Origin of the sequence: Lentzea miocenica (genome assembly GCF_033949945.1) — a bacterium.
Classification (GTDB): Bacteria; Actinomycetota; Actinomycetes; order Mycobacteriales; family Pseudonocardiaceae; genus Lentzea; species Lentzea miocenica.
Genome location: NZ_JAXAVW010000003.1, coordinates 172,273 through 188,091, shown reverse-complemented (window position 1 = coordinate 188,091; position 15,819 = coordinate 172,273). Strand labels below are relative to the sequence as shown.

The 15,819-nt window shown below is 70.6% G+C and carries 13 protein-coding genes; 6 read left to right on the top strand and 7 right to left on the bottom strand.

The window, feature by feature from the left end; translation table 11 throughout:
• Positions 1-30: 30 nt before the first annotated feature.
• Complete coding sequence (locus tag SK803_RS05030) at positions 31-4,575, top strand: ATP-dependent helicase (RefSeq protein ID WP_319964563.1); 4,545 nt, start codon at positions 31-33, stop codon at positions 4,573-4,575.
• Positions 4,576-5,040: 465 nt separating this feature from the next.
• On the opposite strand, the gene SK803_RS05025 is transcribed toward SK803_RS05030, so the two are convergent.
• The 4 genes from SK803_RS05025 to SK803_RS05010 form a co-directional block, all read right to left on the bottom strand.
• Positions 5,041-6,024, bottom strand: a complete 984-nt coding sequence (locus SK803_RS05025; protein WP_319964562.1) for a 1-aminocyclopropane-1-carboxylate deaminase — start codon at positions 6,022-6,024, stop codon at positions 5,041-5,043.
• On the bottom strand, positions 6,021-6,656 hold the full coding sequence (locus tag SK803_RS05020) for a GntR family transcriptional regulator (RefSeq protein WP_319964561.1): 636 nt from the start codon (positions 6,654-6,656) through the stop codon (positions 6,021-6,023). The genes SK803_RS05025 and SK803_RS05020 overlap by 4 nt, the downstream gene beginning before the upstream one ends.
• A 77-nt stretch (positions 6,657-6,733) precedes the next feature.
• Complete coding sequence (locus SK803_RS05015; RefSeq protein ID WP_319964559.1) at positions 6,734-7,297, bottom strand: GNAT family N-acetyltransferase; 564 nt, start codon at positions 7,295-7,297, stop codon at positions 6,734-6,736.
• Positions 7,294-7,782 carry a YbaK/EbsC family protein gene (locus tag SK803_RS05010; RefSeq protein WP_319964558.1) on the bottom strand — a complete coding sequence of 163 codons (489 nt, stop codon included), beginning with the start codon at positions 7,780-7,782 and terminating at the stop codon, positions 7,294-7,296. The genes SK803_RS05015 and SK803_RS05010 overlap by 4 nt, the downstream gene beginning before the upstream one ends.
• Before the next feature lie 203 nt (positions 7,783-7,985).
• Here SK803_RS05010 and SK803_RS05005 point away from each other — a divergent pair, with 203 nt between their 5' ends.
• Positions 7,986-8,405 (top strand): SAV_6107 family HEPN domain-containing protein, encoded by a 420-nt coding sequence (locus SK803_RS05005; RefSeq protein WP_319964557.1) that lies wholly within the window; start codon positions 7,986-7,988, stop codon positions 8,403-8,405.
• Positions 8,402-9,148 (top strand): maleylpyruvate isomerase N-terminal domain-containing protein, encoded by a 747-nt coding sequence (locus SK803_RS05000; RefSeq protein WP_319964556.1) that lies wholly within the window; start codon positions 8,402-8,404, stop codon positions 9,146-9,148. The genes SK803_RS05005 and SK803_RS05000 overlap by 4 nt, the downstream gene beginning before the upstream one ends.
• Here the strand turns inward: SK803_RS05000 and SK803_RS04995 are convergent.
• Positions 9,125-10,714, bottom strand: coding sequence for an alkaline phosphatase D family protein (locus SK803_RS04995; RefSeq protein WP_319964555.1), 1,590 nt, complete (start codon positions 10,712-10,714; stop codon positions 9,125-9,127). The two genes, SK803_RS05000 and SK803_RS04995, sit on opposite strands and share 24 nt — an antisense overlap.
• A 24-nt stretch (positions 10,715-10,738) precedes the next feature.
• Between SK803_RS04995 and SK803_RS04990 the strand changes: the two genes are divergently transcribed.
• Positions 10,739-11,233 (top strand): VOC family protein, encoded by a 495-nt coding sequence (locus tag SK803_RS04990; RefSeq protein WP_319964554.1) that lies wholly within the window; start codon positions 10,739-10,741, stop codon positions 11,231-11,233.
• A gap of 113 nt (positions 11,234-11,346) precedes the next feature.
• On the opposite strand, the gene SK803_RS04985 is transcribed toward SK803_RS04990, so the two are convergent.
• Entirely contained in the window at positions 11,347-12,999 is a 1,653-nt protein-coding gene (locus SK803_RS04985; protein WP_319964553.1) for a DUF885 domain-containing protein, read from the bottom strand.
• A 106-nt stretch (positions 13,000-13,105) separates the two neighbouring features.
• Here SK803_RS04985 and SK803_RS04980 point away from each other — a divergent pair, with 106 nt between their 5' ends.
• Positions 13,106-13,759 (top strand): DUF3153 domain-containing protein, encoded by a 654-nt coding sequence (locus SK803_RS04980; RefSeq protein WP_319964552.1) that lies wholly within the window; start codon positions 13,106-13,108, stop codon positions 13,757-13,759.
• On the opposite strand, the gene metF is transcribed toward SK803_RS04980, so the two are convergent.
• Positions 13,756-14,637 carry a methylenetetrahydrofolate reductase [NAD(P)H] gene (metF, locus tag SK803_RS04975; protein WP_319964551.1) on the bottom strand — a complete coding sequence of 294 codons (882 nt, stop codon included), beginning with the start codon at positions 14,635-14,637 and terminating at the stop codon, positions 13,756-13,758. The two genes, SK803_RS04980 and metF, sit on opposite strands and share 4 nt — an antisense overlap.
• Positions 14,638-14,705: 68 nt before the next feature.
• On the opposite strand from metF, the gene SK803_RS04970 reads away from it, so the two are divergent.
• Complete coding sequence (locus tag SK803_RS04970) at positions 14,706-15,809, top strand: polyprenyl synthetase family protein (protein ID WP_406601487.1); 1,104 nt, start codon at positions 14,706-14,708, stop codon at positions 15,807-15,809.
• Positions 15,810-15,819: the final 10 nt, after the last annotated feature.

Sequence of the window (15,819 nt, the reverse complement as noted above, 5' to 3'; positions counted from 1 at the left end):
TTGTCAGACCCCGGCGTCATGATGGTCGCCATGGACGTGATGAAGGCATTCTCACCGGCGACCAGGCAGTGGTTCGCCGGGGCCTTCGCCGCGCCAACCCAGGCGCAGACAGGTGCGTGGGCGGCCGCGGCGGCGGGCGAGCACGCGCTGGTCATCGCCCCGACGGGGTCGGGCAAGACGCTGGCCGCGTTCCTGTGGGCGCTGGACCGGCTGGCTTCCGCCGGAACCCCGCCGGAGCCGAAACGGCGGTGCCGGGTCCTTTACGTCTCGCCGTTGAAAGCGCTGGCGGTGGACGTCGAGCGGAATCTGCGCGCGCCGCTGACCGGTATCCGGCAGGCGGCGCAGCGGCTGGGGCTGGCCGAACCGTCGATCACGGTGGGCATGAGGACCGGTGACACCTCGCCGGAGGAACGGCGGGCGTTCGGACGCACTCCCCCGGACGTGCTGGTGACGACACCGGAGTCGTTGTTCCTGCTGCTCACCTCGTCGGCGCGCGAGTCGTTGCGCGGCGTGGAGACCGTGATCATCGACGAGGTGCACGCGGTCGCCGGTACCAAACGCGGCGCGCACCTGGCGTTGTCGCTGGAACGGCTGGACGCGCTGCTCGAACGGCCGGCGCAGCGGATCGGGCTGTCGGCGACCGTGCGGCCGGTCGAGGAGATCAGCACGTTCCTCTCCGGCGGCCGGCCGGTGAAGGTCGTGCAGCCGAAGACCCCCAAGACCATCCAGGTCGAGGTGGAGGTGCCGGTCGAGGACATGTCGGTGCTCGGCCAGCCGACGGGTGAGGTGTCGGGATCGGCGGCCGGAGCCGAGCAGCGCACCTCCATCTGGCCGTCGGTCGAGGCACGCGTGCTCGAACTGGTGCGGGCCCACCAGTCGACGATCGTGTTCTCGAACTCGCGGCGGCTCGCGGAACGGCTGACCGCGCGCCTGAACGAACTCGCCGAGGAAGCGACCGAGCTGGAGTCCTTCCCGGCCGAGGCGATCGGCCAGTCGGGCCTGACCGTGCAGAAGACCGCTTCCGTGGCTCGTGCGCACCACGGGTCGATGTCGCGTGAGCAGCGCACGGCCGTGGAAGAGGATCTGAAGTCCGGGCGGCTTCCCTGCGTGGTGGCGACGTCGTCGTTGGAGCTAGGCATCGACATGGGCGCGGTCGACCTGGTGGTGCAGGTGGAGGCGCCACCGTCGGTCGCCTCCGGTCTGCAACGCGTCGGCCGCGCCGGGCACCAGGTGGGCGCGGTGTCGCGGGGCGTGATGTTCCCGAAGTTCCGCGGTGACCTCGTGTCGTGCGCGGTGGTGGCGGAACGGATGCGGGACGGCGCGATCGAGGCCGTGCGGTTCCCGCGCAACCCGCTGGACGTGCTGGCACAGCACGTCGTCGCGATGGTGGCGATGGAGACGTGGACGGTCGAGGAGCTGACCGCGCTGGTGCGGCGGGCGGCGCCGTTCGCGGGCCTGCCGGACTCGGCGCTGCACGCGGTGCTGGACATGCTGTCGGGCCGGTACCCGTCCGAGGAGTTCGGCGAGCTGCGGCCGCGGATCACCTGGGACCGGGTGAACTCCGAGCTGCGCGGGCGTCCTGGCTCGCAACGGCTGGCGGTCACGTCCGGCGGCACGATCCCGGATCGCGGGCTGTACACGGTGATGACGCCGCCGTCGGAGAACGGTCCCGGCTCCCGTGTCGGCGAGCTGGACGAGGAGATGGTCTACGAGTCGCGCGTCGGCGACACGTTCCTGCTGGGCACCTCGTCGTGGCGGGTCGAGGACATCACCCACGACCGGGTGATCGTGGTGCCCGCGCCGGGTCAGCCCGCGCGGATGCCGTTCTGGAAGGGCGACGCGCCGGGCCGTCCGCTGGAACTCGGCCGTGCGATGGGCAAGTTCCTCCGCGAGGTGTCCACGATGGAGGATTCGGCCGCTCGCGAACGGGCCGCCTCCGCCGGGCTGGACCAGTGGGCGACGGACAACCTGCTCGCGTACCTGGGCGAGCAGCGGGAGGCGACGCGGCACGTCCCGAACGACAGAACCGTGCTGGTGGAACGGTTCCGCGACGAGCTGGGCGACTGGCGGCTCGTCGTGCACTCCCCGTTCGGCGCCCAGGTCAACGCGCCGTGGGCGCTGGCGATCGCCGCACGCCTGCGCGAACGGCGTGGCGTCGAGGTGCAGGCGGCGCACTCCGACGACGGCATCGTGCTGCGGCTGCCCGACGCGCTCGACTACGAGGGCGTCGAGGTGACGGCGAGCGCCGAAGACGTGCTGCTGGACCCCGACGAGGTCGAGCAGATCGTGGTCGCGGAGGTGGGTGGCTCCGCGTTGTTCGCGGCCCGGTTCCGCGAGTGCGCCGCCCGTTCGCTGCTGCTTCCCCGCCGTGATCCGAAACGGCGCACTCCGTTGTGGCAGCAACGGCAACGCTCCGCCCAGCTGCTGTCGGTGGCCGCGAAGTACGAGCGCTTCCCGGTGGTCCTGGAGGCGATGCGCGAGTGCCTGCAGGACGTCTACGACGTGCCGGGCCTGCGCGAGCTGATGTCGGACGTCCGCGCGCGCCGGGTCCGCGTGGTCGAGGTGGAGACGCAGTCGCCGTCACCGTTCGCCCGCAGCCTGCTCTTCGGGTACGTGGGCATGTTCCTCTACGAGCTGGACGCTCCCCTGGCGGAACGCCGCGCGGCCGCGCTGTCGCTGGACTCGACGCTGCTGGCCGAGCTGCTCGGTTCCGAGGCGATCCGGGAGCTGCTCGACCCGGAGGTCGTGGCCGAGGTCGAGCGCAGCCTGCAACGCCTGACCGAGGATCGCCGGCCGCGGCACGCCGAGGACACCGCGGACCTGTTGCGGTTCCTGGGAGATCTCTCCGACGCGGAGGCGCTCGAACGCGGCGTGCCCCGCGAGTGGCTGGACGAGCTGGTGGCGCAGCGCCGGGTGATCCGCGTCCGGATCGCCGGTGAGGAACGCAGCATCTCGATCGAGGACGCGGGCAAGGTCCGTGACGCGCTCGGCGTCGCGCTTCCCGTCGGTGTCCCCGAGGCCTTCACCGAACCGGTGGCGGATCCGCTGGGCGAGCTGCTGAGCCGTTACGCCCGCACGCACGGCCCGTTCCCCGCATCCGAACCCGCCGCCCGCTTCGGTCTGGGCATCGCCGTGGTGACGGGTGTCCTGGAACGGATGGCGGCCACGGGCCGGTTGGTGCGCGGTGAGCTCCGTCCCGGTGGCACGCACACCGAGTACTGCGACGCGGACGTGCTGCGCCGCCTGCGGCGTGCCTCGCTGGCGCTGCTGCGCTCCGAGGTGGAGCCGGTCGAACCAGCCGCGCTGGGCCGGTTCCTGCCGCAGTGGCACGGACTGGGGCGCCGGCTGCGCTCGGCACCCACGGTCGACGACGTGTTCTCGGTGGTGGAACAGCTTGCGGGAGCACCACTTCCCGCGAGCGCGCTGGAATCGTTGCTGTTCCCGTCCCGTCTGCCGGGCTACTACCCGGCGCTGCTGGACGAGCTGACCGCGTCCGGCGAGGTGACCTGGACGGGCTGCGGTGCGCTGGCCGGTGGCGACGGCTGGATCGCGCTGGCCCCGACCGACGTGGCCGACCTGCTGCTGCCCGATCTGGTGCCGGAGTCGATCCCGGAGTCACCACTGCACACGGCGGTCCTGGAAGCGCTGTCCGGCGGCGCGCTGTTCTTCCGCCAGGTGGTCGACCGGGCCTCGGCGTCTGTGGAGTGCACGGACGCCGAAGTCGTCGGCACGCTGTGGGATCTGGTGTGGGCGGGCCTGATCACCAACGACACGCTGTCTCCGCTGCGCGCGCTGGTGTCCGGTGGCGGCGCGGCCCACAAGCCCCGCCGCAGCGCTCCGCGGGGTCGCTATGCCCGGCTGCGCGCCGCTCGTCCGGACATGCCCTCGCGCACGGGCCCGCCGACGGCCGCGGGCCGCTGGTCACTTGCCGTGCAACCGGCGGGGGATCCGACCCGCAGGGCACATGCCCGCGCCGAGGCGTTCCTGGAACGGCACGGCGTGCTGACCCGCGGCGCACTGGACACCGAACGCGTGACCGGCGGGTTCAGCGGCGTCTACAAGGTGCTGCGGGCGATGGAGGAATCGGGCCAGGTAATCCGCGGCTACGTCGTCGAAGGACTGGGCGCCGCCCAGTTCGCGGCACGAGGCGCGGTGGACCGGCTGCGGGCGTTGTCACGCCCGCCGGGTCAGCCCGCACAGTCCGATCAGGACGCGGTGGTGCTCGCCGCGGCCGACCCCGCCCAGCCCTACGGCGCCGCGCTGGCGTGGCCGGACCCGCTGGGCGAGGGCAAACACCGGCCGGGCCGCAAAGCCGGCGCGCTGGCGGTGCTGGTCGACGGCACCCCAGCCCTCTACGTCGAGAGGGGAGGCAAATCGCTGCTGTCGTTCACCGACGACGACCCGACCCTGCGCACCGCCGCGAACGCCCTGAGCCGGGCAGTCCGCGACGGCTGGCTGGGCCAGCTGGCGGTCCAGCGAGCCGACGGCGAGGTCGCCCTGACCTCACACCTGGCGACAGTCCTGCAGGAAGCGGGATTCCGCGCCACACCAAAGGGTCTGCGCCTGCGCGCCTGACCGCCGCACCGGACCCACCGCACCCCACCGGCCCCAGCAGAACCAACCGCACTCGCTTGCCACGCCAGACCCGCGACCCCAAATCCGCCACACCGGACCTGCCACGCCGGACTTGCCACGCCGGACCTGCCGGGCCGGGCCCTGCCACGCCGAGCCTGCGCGCAGACCCATCCACGCCGCCCTGTCACGCGCAGCCCACACGCCCGACCTGTCGGATCCGACCTGCCGCGCCTGCCCTGCCGCGTCCGGCCTGCCGCACCTGATCTGCTGCGTCCGGCCTGCCGCGTCTGCCCTGCCGCGTCTGCCCTGCCGCGTCTGCCCTGCCGCGTCTGCCCTGCCGCGTCTGCCCTGCCGCATCTGCCCTGCCGCGCCCGACCTGCCGCATCTGCCCTACCGCACCCGGCCTACCGCGCCAGCCCTACCGCGTCCCGGCCGGCAGACCCCAGGCCTGCCTGCCCCGGACCGCTAGGAGAACAGCGAGCTGTAGGCGTTGAGCGCCGGCTGGCCGCCGAGGTGGGCGTACAGGACCGTGGAGTCGCGGTCGATCTCGCCCGAGGACACCAGGTGGATGAGGCCTGCCAGGGACTTTCCCTCGTAGACCGGATCGGTGATCATGCCTTCGAGGCTCGCGCCCAGCCGCATGGCGTCCACGGTGGACTCGTCGGCGATGCCGTAGGTGCCCGCGTGGAAGCGGTCGTCGAGGAGGACGTCCTTTTCGGACACCTCGACCTCGCGGAGCTTGGCGGTGTTGTGCGCGATGCGGGTGATCTGGTCGAGGGTCTCGGCCGGCTTGGCGGAGGCGTCGATGCCCAGCACGCGGCGGTTCGAGTCGTTCGCGAAGCCGGCGACCATGCCGGCTTGGGTGCTGCCGGTGACCGAGCAGACGATGATGGTGTCGAAGAAGACGCCCAGCTGGGCTTCCTGCTGGCGGACCTCGTCCGCCCAGTTCGCGAAGCCCATGCCGCCCAGCGGGTGGTCGGAGGCGCCGGCCGGGATCGGGTAGGGCTTGCCGCCGGAGGCGCGGACGTCTTCGATCGCCTGTTCCCAGGCGGGTTTGACGCCGATGCCGAACTCGGCGTCCACGAGGCGGACGTCGGCTCCCATCATGCGGCTGAGCAGGATGTTGCCCACCCGGTCGCTGCCCACGTCGGACCAGTCGACCCAGCTCTCCTGCACCAGCACGGCTTTCAGGCCCGCGCGCGCCGCGGCGGCCGCTACCTGGCGGGTGTGGTTGGACTGGATGCCGCCGATCGACACGAGTGTGTCGCAGCCGGTGGCCAGCGCGTCGGCGACGAGGTACTCGAGTTTGCGGGTCTTGTTGCCGCCGTAGGCAAGGCCGGAGTTGCAGTCCTCGCGTTTCGCCCAGACCGCCGCGCCCCCGAGGTGAGTTGTCAGGCGGTCCAGGCGGTGGACCGGGGAGGGGCCGAAGAGGAGCGGGTATCTGTTCACAGTTCCTCCTGGAGGGTGCTCCAGTTCTTGTCGACCAGGGTGGAGGCCAGCGTGGCGTCACCCTGCTCGCAGGCTTCGATGATCTGCTGGTGCTGGGTGACGGAGTGGCGCGCGCCGGGCGAGGAGAAGCGGCTGTGCTCGGCCCGGCGGACCAACGGCGTGTAGCGGTCGATGGTCGCGGCGATCGCGAAGTTGTCGCAGCAGCGGACGGCCACGGCGTGGAACTCGTCGTCGGCGGCCAGCGCTGCGACAGCGTCGTTGGCGTCGAGCGCCTTCTTGAAGGTCTTGTTCGCGGCACGCATCGTGGCGATGTCGTCGGCCGTCAGCGACTTCCGATGGACGACCAGGGCCATGGCGAGGGCGTGCATCGATTGCACGACAACGAGAGCGTCGCGCACCGGCTCCGCTTCCAGTGCGGTGACACGGGTGTACGCGTGCGGCTTGGTCTCGACGAGACCCTCGTCGGTCAGCGTGGCGAGCGCCTCGCGCACCGGGGTGCGGGAGAGGCCGAGCTTCTCCGCCAGTTCGACGTCCTTGATGGCCGTGCCCGGTTCGAGGTCGCCGCGCACGATCGCCGATCGGATCTCGGCCGCCGCCCGCTCCTTCAGTGACCCATATCCAATATATTGCATATTGGCGAGCGTACGGCAAAACTCCCGAGCCGCAAGCAGCTCAGGAGTCGGGTTCCAGAACGGTCAGATGGTGCTGGTCAGGCGAGCGGAAGCACCCGGCCGAGCACCGCGAACGGGCGCGGGTCGCCGGTGAACTGGTAGTGCCGCAGCACGTCGACGAAACCGACGCGGCGGTAGAGCTTCCACGCCTTGCTCGGGCCTTCCGGCGTCGACAACAGCACGCGAGTGGACCGCACGCCCTCCATCAGCCGGCGCAGCAGGTCCTCGCCGAGGCCACGGCCCTGTGCGCGCGGCAGCACGTGCAGTTCGGTCAGCTCGAAGTAGTCGGTGAGCCAGTCGTCGACGACGGCGGGCGGCGAGACGGCCATCAGCCCGCGCCGCACCTGTTCGTGCCACCACTGACCGGCGGCGCCGCGGTAGCCGTAGCCGATGCCGACGAGTTCGTCCTGCTCCCCCAGCGCGACGACACAACGCCAGTCCTCGCGCATCATGTGCGCGAGCCACATCGGGGCTCGCTGCTCGACGGTGCCGGGCGGATAGTTCATCGCGGTCACGTACAGCGCGAGCGCCTCGCCCAGCCGCACGTTCAACTCGGAAGCGGTCATCTCGACGATGCGCTCCAGGCGCGGCGACGCCGTCATACCGACACCACCGCCACGCGGCCGCCCGTCAGCGCCACCAGGTCCGCGAAGGTCGTGGGATAGACGGCGTTCGGATGTCCCGCGGCCGCCCAGATCTCCTCGTAACCGGACAACGCACGGTCCACCACGGTCTCGATCGGTCCGGGGTGCCCGACGGGTGAGACACCGCCGATCACCTGACCCGTGTGCTCGCGCACGAACTCCGGATTGGCGCGCTTGACCGCGTCCGCACCCACCAGTTCGGCGATCATCGACGTGTCCGCGCGGTGCGCGCCCGAGGTCAGCACCAGCAACGGGGCCGACACGCCGTCGCGCACCACGGCGAACAGCAGGCTGTTCGCGATCGCGCCGACCTGCACGCCCACCGCCTCCGCCGCGGCCGCCGCGGTCTTCACCGCGTCCGGCAGCACGACGATGCGGCCTGCGGTAGCGACTGGCAGGGCGTCCGCGACCTTGCGGATTCCGGGGTGTTCGAGCGCACTCACATCACCATCAGACCACGACTCGCGCCCACGTGGTGGGCCGGGTTGAGGAATCCATCGGCCGGGAGCTACGCTGGACGGGACTCGAACATGTGTTCGAGTCGCACCATGCCTCGGAGGTGGGGTGGGGGAAGCACCCCACCTCCGAGAGCCGCCGGCTTCCCCTCGGCGGTGACGTCGTTCACCGACGCCACGAGGAGGCCGAGATGACAGCTGAGATTTCGAATCCGGCAGCCTTCCCCGTCCCGTTGCCACCCGCGTCCGCGTTCGCGCTGCTGCAGCAGGCTCGTGACTCGCTCGCCGAGTCCGAACGCACACCGGAGCCGTCCGAGCGGTTCGCGACCGCCTACCTCGCCGCGTTGCGTGCTGCCGCCGCGGTTCTCGCGTTGCGCGGAAGGCCTCATCGCGGGCGTTCGCGGCCGACCAGCGCGTGGGTGCTGCTCACCGCGCTCGCACCGGAAATGAGTGAGTGGGCCGTTTTCTTCGCCTCGTGGTCGTCCACGAGGGCCGCCGTGCTCGCGGGCATCACCCGGCACGTCAACGCGCGCACCGCCGACGACATGGTGCGCCAGGCCGATCTGTTCGTGACGCTCGTCGACCGCGTGATGAGTGAGGCGAGGAGGTGAACTCGCTCGACATCTTGCGCCGTGAGGCGGAACTGCTCGCCATGTCCGCGATCGGCCAGCCACCGCACAAGGGCGTGCCGGCCTGTCCAGGACTCAACCTCGGGGAGACCGTGCGGCACGTCGGCAGCGGCTACCGCAGCGCGCTGGAGTGGATCAGGCTCGGCCGCGAACCTCAGGACGGGGAGTGGCAGGACTATCCCGAGCCGGGAGAGGACCCGCTGGAGTTCATGCGGTCGGGCGCGGAGGCCGTGCTCGAGGTGCTCGGCGCGCACGACGAGGACGAGCCGTGCGCGACGTGGTGGCCGGATCAGCAGAACTACGGGTTCTGGCGGCGGCGGCTCGCGCACGAGACCACGTTGCACCGCATGGACGTCCAGGGCGCGGCGGCCATGGAGGTCAGCGCGGTCACCGACGAGGTCGCGATCGACGGCGTCGACGAGGTGCTCACGTTGTGGCTGGGGTACAAGCTGGACGTGCTCGGGGTGCGGGGCTCGCGGGACGGCCTGGTGGCCATCGAAGTCGGGGAACACGTGTGGCTCACCCGTTGCGGCCCGCACGGCGCGTCGGCGTGGCGTGTGGTCGACCCGGAGGACGCCCATGTCGCCGACGCGCAGGTGTCGGCGAGCCCGATGACGATGTACCGCTGGTTGTGGGGGCGACTGCCCGACCGGATGGTTCAGGTGCACGGCGACGACGACGCGATCGCACAGCTGTGGGCGCTACTGCGACTCGCGACCAAGTAGCACGGACGCCGTCTCCTCGCCCGTTGCCGACAACAGCCGGTAACGGGCGCGGCGGCCGTCGAAGTCCAGCAGTGCCACGGAGTTCCCGAAGTGCGGGCCGCTGGTCTTGCGCCAGCGCATCAGGTCCTCCGGCACGCCGGCCAGCGTCGCGAGGCGGCGGAACACCCACGAGGCGGCGCGGGACCACGACAGCCGGAACGCCGGCCGGAACACCCTCGGGGCCTCGTTGTGGACGGGCGAGCACACGAGCTGCGCCACGAGGGCCTTGGTGGGCCCGGGAAACTCGGCCTCGGCGACATAGCTGTGGTGGACGTCGCCGGACAGCACGCACACCGTCGCGGACCCGTTGTTCGCGGCCTTCTCGATCATGCGGGAGAGCCGGTCGAACGACTCGCGGAACGCCGGCCAGTGCTCCAGGTCGACCGCCTGCCTGATCTTCTCGGCGGCTTTGCCCTGCCAGCCCGGTTTGCGCGCGCCGATCTCGTTGAGGGACTGGAAGTGGCTGAGCGCGTGCGGCATCAGCCACGGCAGCGACGAGCCGATCAGCAGGTGGTCGAAATCGCCTTCGGAGTTGCGCTCGATCCACTCGAACTCCTCATCGCTGATCATCTGCCGCTTGCCGTCGGCGAGGATGCGGCCGCAGCGCGTGTCGACCATCAGCAGCCGGGCGCGGCCGAAGTCGCGGCGAAAGCTCCACCACGTGGACTTGCGGCCCTCGAGCTCCTTGTCCGCCTCCTCCGCGAACTCCTCCAGCAACGGCAGGACGTCCGTGCCCTGAGCCTTCACCTTGGCGTACAAGGGATCCCTGGCGAGCTCGTCCGGGCCGAGGTTGCCGAGGTGCTGGTACACCCAGTAGGAGGCGAGACCGCCGCGGATCCTGTCGCGCCACCACGGTTTGCCGGCCATTTCCGCGCGCCACACCGCGGACGTGTTCCAGTCGTCGCGCACGTCGTGGTCGTCGAAGATCATCGAAGTCGGGACGACCGACAGCAGCCAGCGGATCTCCGGGTCGCCCCAGGTCTCGTGGTAGAGGCGGGCGTACTCGGAGAAGTCCACGACCTCGCCGTCAGGCGCCTCCGTGTCATGCCGGCGGTCGCCCCGATGGTCACGCAGCCACTGCTTGGTGGCCTCGGTGGGTTCGTCGGCGTAGACCTGGTCTCCCAGCAGGATCATCGCCTGCGGCCACTCGGCCTCCGGCACGCTCATGAGCCGTTGCGCGAAGGCGTCGAGGGCATCGGGACCGACGGGCTGGTGCGGTGCGGCACGGCACGACCCGAAGGCGATCCTGCGCACCTCGCCGGTGCGGATGACCGGCTTGGGGAACTTGCTGCCGGCTTCCGGCCAGACCGGTTCCCAGGAGCCGCCGCTGCTCAGCCGGACGTCGTATTCCGTGCGCGGGCCCAGGTTCTCGAGTCTGACGAGGGCGAAGTGCTGACGTCCCGCCTGAAACGTGCGCGCGGTGTGCCCCGCGATCATGACGTCACACGACTCGTCCGTCTCGACCCACACAGTCGCGGACGTTTCGTTGACATGCCTGAGGAGCGGTCCGAGCACCAGCTTCGCCACGCGCGAGACAGTACCCTCGCACGCGTGGAAATCACGTTCGAGTCAGCCGATCCCCCAGCCCTGGCCGCGTTCTGGTCCGAGTTCGCCGGTGACGAGATCGAGCTGACGTTCGTGTGGAGCGACGTCCCGAAGATCGAGAAGAACCGGGTGCACCTCGACCTGGCCTCCACCTCGCCCGAACACCAGGCGGACATCGTGGCGCGGGCCCTGAAGCTCGGCGCCGAACACGCCGACGTCGGCCAGGCAGACGTGCCGTGGGTCGTGCTGCGGGATCCGCAGGGCAACGAGTTCTGCGTCCTGGAACCCCGGCCCGAATACCCCGGGGTGATCGCGGCGGTGGTCGTCGACTCCCCGGATCCGCAGGCTTCGGCGCGAGCGACCGGGCATCCGGTGGTGCGCAGCGGTGAGGGGTTCGCCTCGGTGCGGCCCGAGCCCGGCCCGTGGCTCGAGTTCGTGCGGACCGACGACCCGGAGCCGATCACCAACCGCGTACGTGTGCGGTGGGCCGACCCCAGCTGATGCCGGCGCAGCTGACCTGATATCCGATATATCAGTTATGCAAAAGACGTTTGCGGACGTCCGCAAACGTCTTTTGCATAAGGGTGGATTTGCGCTGTTCAGAGCGCTGAGGGCTAGAGGGCGGCGAGGCGCTCGCGGAGCGTGTCGAGGCCCATCGAGCCCATCTCCAGGGCTTCCTTGTGGAACTGCTTGAGGTCGAAGCCTGCACCCTTGCGGGCCCGCGCGTCCTCACGGGCGGCCAGCCAGAGGCGCTCGCCGATCTTGTACGCGGGTGCCTGACCCGGCCAGCCGAGGTAGCGGTCGATCTCGTCGCGGACGTGCGCGGGCTCGGACAGGGTCCTGGTGAGCATGAACTCCAGGCCCAGCTCGGGGGTCCAGCGCTCGCCCGGGTGGAAGCCGGTGCCGGCCGGGATCTCGAGCTCCAGGTGCATGCCGATGTCGATGATCACGCGGGCGGCGCGGAACAGGTGCGCGTCCAGCATGCCGAGCAGGTCGCCGTCGTCGTCGAGGTAGCCGAGCTCGCGCATGAGGCGTTCCGAGTACAGCGCCCAGCCCTCGCCGTGGCCCGACACCCAGCACATGAGGCGCTGGAAGTCGTTCAGCGTCTCCGACTGGTACACCGCCGTCGCGCATTGGAGGTGATGGCCCGGCACGCCTTCGTGGTAGACCGTCGACGTCTCGCGCCAGGTCGGGAACACCGACTTGCCCTCGGCGATCGACCACCACATGCGGCCGGGGCGGGAGAAGTCGGCGGTCGGCGGCGTGTAGTAGGCGCCGACGCCTCCGCCGGGCGGCGCGATCTTGCACTCGAGGTTCATCAGCGCGTCCGGCAGGTCGAAGTGCACGTCGCGCAGGTCGAGCAGGGCCTTGTCGGACAGTTCCTGCATCCACGCCTGCAGCCCGTCCTGGCCGTGCACCTGATAGCGCGGGTGCTCGTCGAGGTAGGCGGCGGTCTCGGCCAGGGTCGCGCCCGGCTTCAGGCGAGCGGCGACCTTCTTCATCTCGGCCTCGATGCCGAGGAACTCCTCCCAGCCCCACTCGTAGGCCTCGGCCAGGTCGAGCTTCGAGCCGGTGAAGTAGCGCGAGCCGAGGCGGTACCTCTCCTCACCGACGGCGTCCTTCGTCGGCGCCTGCGGAGCCAGTGTCGTGCGCAGGAAGGAAGCGAACTCGGCGTAGGCGGAGGAAGCAGCGGCGGCACCGGCGTCCAAAGAGGAACGCACCGCACCGTCGACGTCGGCCGACGCCGCGAAGGAGGTGAAGAACGTCGAGGCCCAGACGTCGCACTGCTCGGCGACCCTGGTCACCTGGCGCAGCGCGGAAACGTGACCACGGGAAGCGGCGTGCGAGAGAGAGGCGCGGAGACCTTCGAGAGAGGCCGGAACGGCGGAAAGACGACGTCCGATCGTGGCCCAGTCATCGGGCGTGTCGGTCGGCATCTGATCGAAGATGTCGCGCACCGACTGGATCGGGCTCGCGATCACGTTGAGCGCGGACTCGGCCTCGCCTGCCTCGTAACGCTCGTGCTCGAGACCCGTCCGTTCCAGGAAGACGGCTCGCGCGGCCTCCTCCGACGCATCCGCGGGCTGGGCGGCCGTGATGTCGGCGAGCGCGCGGACGGCGAGTTCGTCGCGCGCCGCGTGGCCTTCCGGCGAGAGGTCCGTCAGCTGGTCGTCGGACCCCGCGAAGCCCAGGCTGGTCGCGGTGATCGGGTCCAGAGCAACGTAGTCGCTGACGAACTTGTTGCTGATGTCGTGCACGGATGCCATGCGCCCAGACGCTACCTCGCGCCTCACGACACCAAAAGGTAGTTAGTCAAGCTCACGACTAATGGGGGGACTGCGTCGTTTGGACCGTGCTGGCAGGATGTCCGCCGTGCGTCGTTCCCGGGCACTTCTGGTGCCGGTCTTCTTGCTGCTCACCCTGTTTTCGCTGAGCGGTTGCGTTCGCGTGTACGCGGCCATGGCCGTGTCCGACGACGACCGCATCTCCGGGGAGATCGTCGCGGCCACTCCGCCCACGCAGGACAACGACCCCGGCCCGCAGCTCAAGGTGCCGCCGGAGCTCGCGAGCCGGGTCACCACCAAGCCGTACCGGGTGGAGTCCTACGCCGGTACGCAGCTGTTCTTCAACGGATTGTCGTTCGACGAGATGCGCACGCTCTCCATGTCGACCAGCTCGTCGAACAGCCGCTACAGCATGAACTTCCGCCGGTCGGGTGATCTTGTCACGCTGTCGGGGTCGGTCGACCTGACCCAGGTGCCGGTGGAACGAGCGGACATCCAGGTCAAGGTGAGCTTCCCCGGCAAGATCGTGAACACGAACGGCCGCGAGGAGGAGAACAACACGATCGCGTGGTCTCCGAAGCCCGGACAGGCGTCGATGCTCCAGGCGACCGTGCAGTACGCGGGTGAGAACTCCAGCTCGTTCTTCGGCTGGGCGCTGCTCGTCGCCGGGCTCACCGGCGGGGCCGCGCTGATCGTCGTCGTCCTCGCCCTCATCGCGCACAAGCGCAACGTGACGGTTTAAGCGCGCGCCACCAAACCCAGGCGCCCCAGCACTTCCTTCGTCGCCTTCGACCGGTTCATCGTGTAGAAGTGCAGCGCCGGAACACCTTCGTCGAGCAACCGCTGGCACATCTCGGTCGCGATGTCGATGCCGGTCGCGCGGAACCCCGCGACGTCGTCGGCGAACGGCTCCAGCCGGCGCGCGACGTCGGGCGGCAGGTCGGCGCCGGACAGCTCCACGATCTTGGACAGCCCGCGCGGCGACAGCATCGGCATGATGCCCGGCAGGATCGCCGCCTTGCAGCCCGCGGCGGCCACGCGGTCACGCATCCTCAGGAACGGCTCCGGCGCGTGGAACAGCTGCGCCACCGCGTAGTCCGCGCCCGCGTCGAGCTTGCGCAGCAGGTACTTCAGGTCGGTGTCGAGGTCGCCGGAACGCGGGTGCCCGTAGGGGAACGCCGCCACGCCCACGCAGAAGTCGCCGAGCTCGCGGACCAGCCGCACCAATTCGTCGGCGTAGTTGAGGCCCTCCGGGTGCGCGACCCACTCGCCCATCGGGTCGCCGGGAGGGTCGCCGCGCAGCGCGAGGACGTTGCGCACGCCGATCGCCGCGTACCAGCCGATCACGTTGCGCAGCTCGGCCACCGAGTGGTCGACGGCGGTCAGGTGGGCGACCGGCAGCAGCGTCGTCTCCTGCGCGATGCGGCCGGTGGCGCGGATCGTGCGGTCCCGGCGCGACCCGCCGGCGCCGTAGGTGATCGACACGAACGCCGGGTCGAGGCCTTCCAGTTCACGGACGGCCTTCCAGAGGATCTTCTCGTCCTCGGCGTCCCGCGGCGGCAGGAACTCGACCGAGAACTTGGGAGACTGCCCCTGCAGCCGCTCCACCACCGACGTCATGGGACCAACCCTAGTGCCACTTCCGCTAGGTGGGACATCAGCTCACGATGTGGTACGCGGCCCCCGGCATGCGGGTGGCCCCGGACACAGCGGACCATGGAGACGTGTCCCACCACCCAATCGATGTTGCCCTTCCTCAGCACGTCGACGAAGCGCTGACCACGTACCTGGCCTCCCGGCGCGCGTCCGGCGAGGCGATGGACCCGAGCTTCGCGAGTGCGGTGGACGCGCTCTCCGACTTCGTGCTGGGCGGTGGCAAGCGCATCCGCCCGACCTACGCGTGGTGGGGCTGGCGCGCGGCGGGCGGCGACCCGGACGGCGAGCTCGCCGACGAGGTGCTCACGGCCGTCAGTTCGCTGGAGCTGATTCAGGCGTGCGCGCTCATCCACGACGACCTGATGGACGCCTCCCACGTGCGCCGGGGCAAGCCGACCGTGCACATCGCGTTCGGTGAGCGGCACCGCGAGCAGGGCTGGCTCGGCTCGTCGGAGCGGTTCGGCATGTCGGCGGCGGTCCTGATCGGCGACATCGCGCTGGCGTGGGCGGACGACATGCTGTTCGCCGCCGGGCTGCCGGCGGAGGTGCTGCGCCGGATGAGCGAGCCGTGGCGGGACATGCGCACCGAGATGCTCGCGGGCCAGTACCTGGACGTGCTGACGCAGGCGCGGGGTGACTCGTCCCCGGACGCGGCGCTGCGGATCGACCGGCTCAAGACGGCCGCGTACACCGTCGAACGGCCGTTGCACATGGGTGCGGCGATGGCGGGCGGCTCACCGGAGCTGATCGACGGGCTGCGGGCGTTCGGCGCCGACATCGGCGTCGCGTTCCAGCTGCGCGACGACCTGCTCGGCGTGTTCGGCGACCCCGAGGTCACCGGCAAGCCCGCCGGCGACGACCTCGCCGAGGGCAAGCGCACGCTGCTCGTGGCCCTGGGCATGCAGTTCGGCGCCGATGTGCTGGACATCGCGCTGGGCAAGCCCGACCTCGACCTCGACACCGTCGAAGAGGTCCGGCGCGCGCTCGTGAAGGTCGGCGCCGTCGACGCCGTCGAGGAGCGCATCGAGGAGCTGACGAAAAGCGCGCTGGCCGCCCTCGACGCGGCCCCGGTGGCCGAGCCCGCGGCGGCCAAGCTCGCCGATCTCGCGATCAGTTCCACGAAGCGGGCTTTCTGAAGTACCGGGC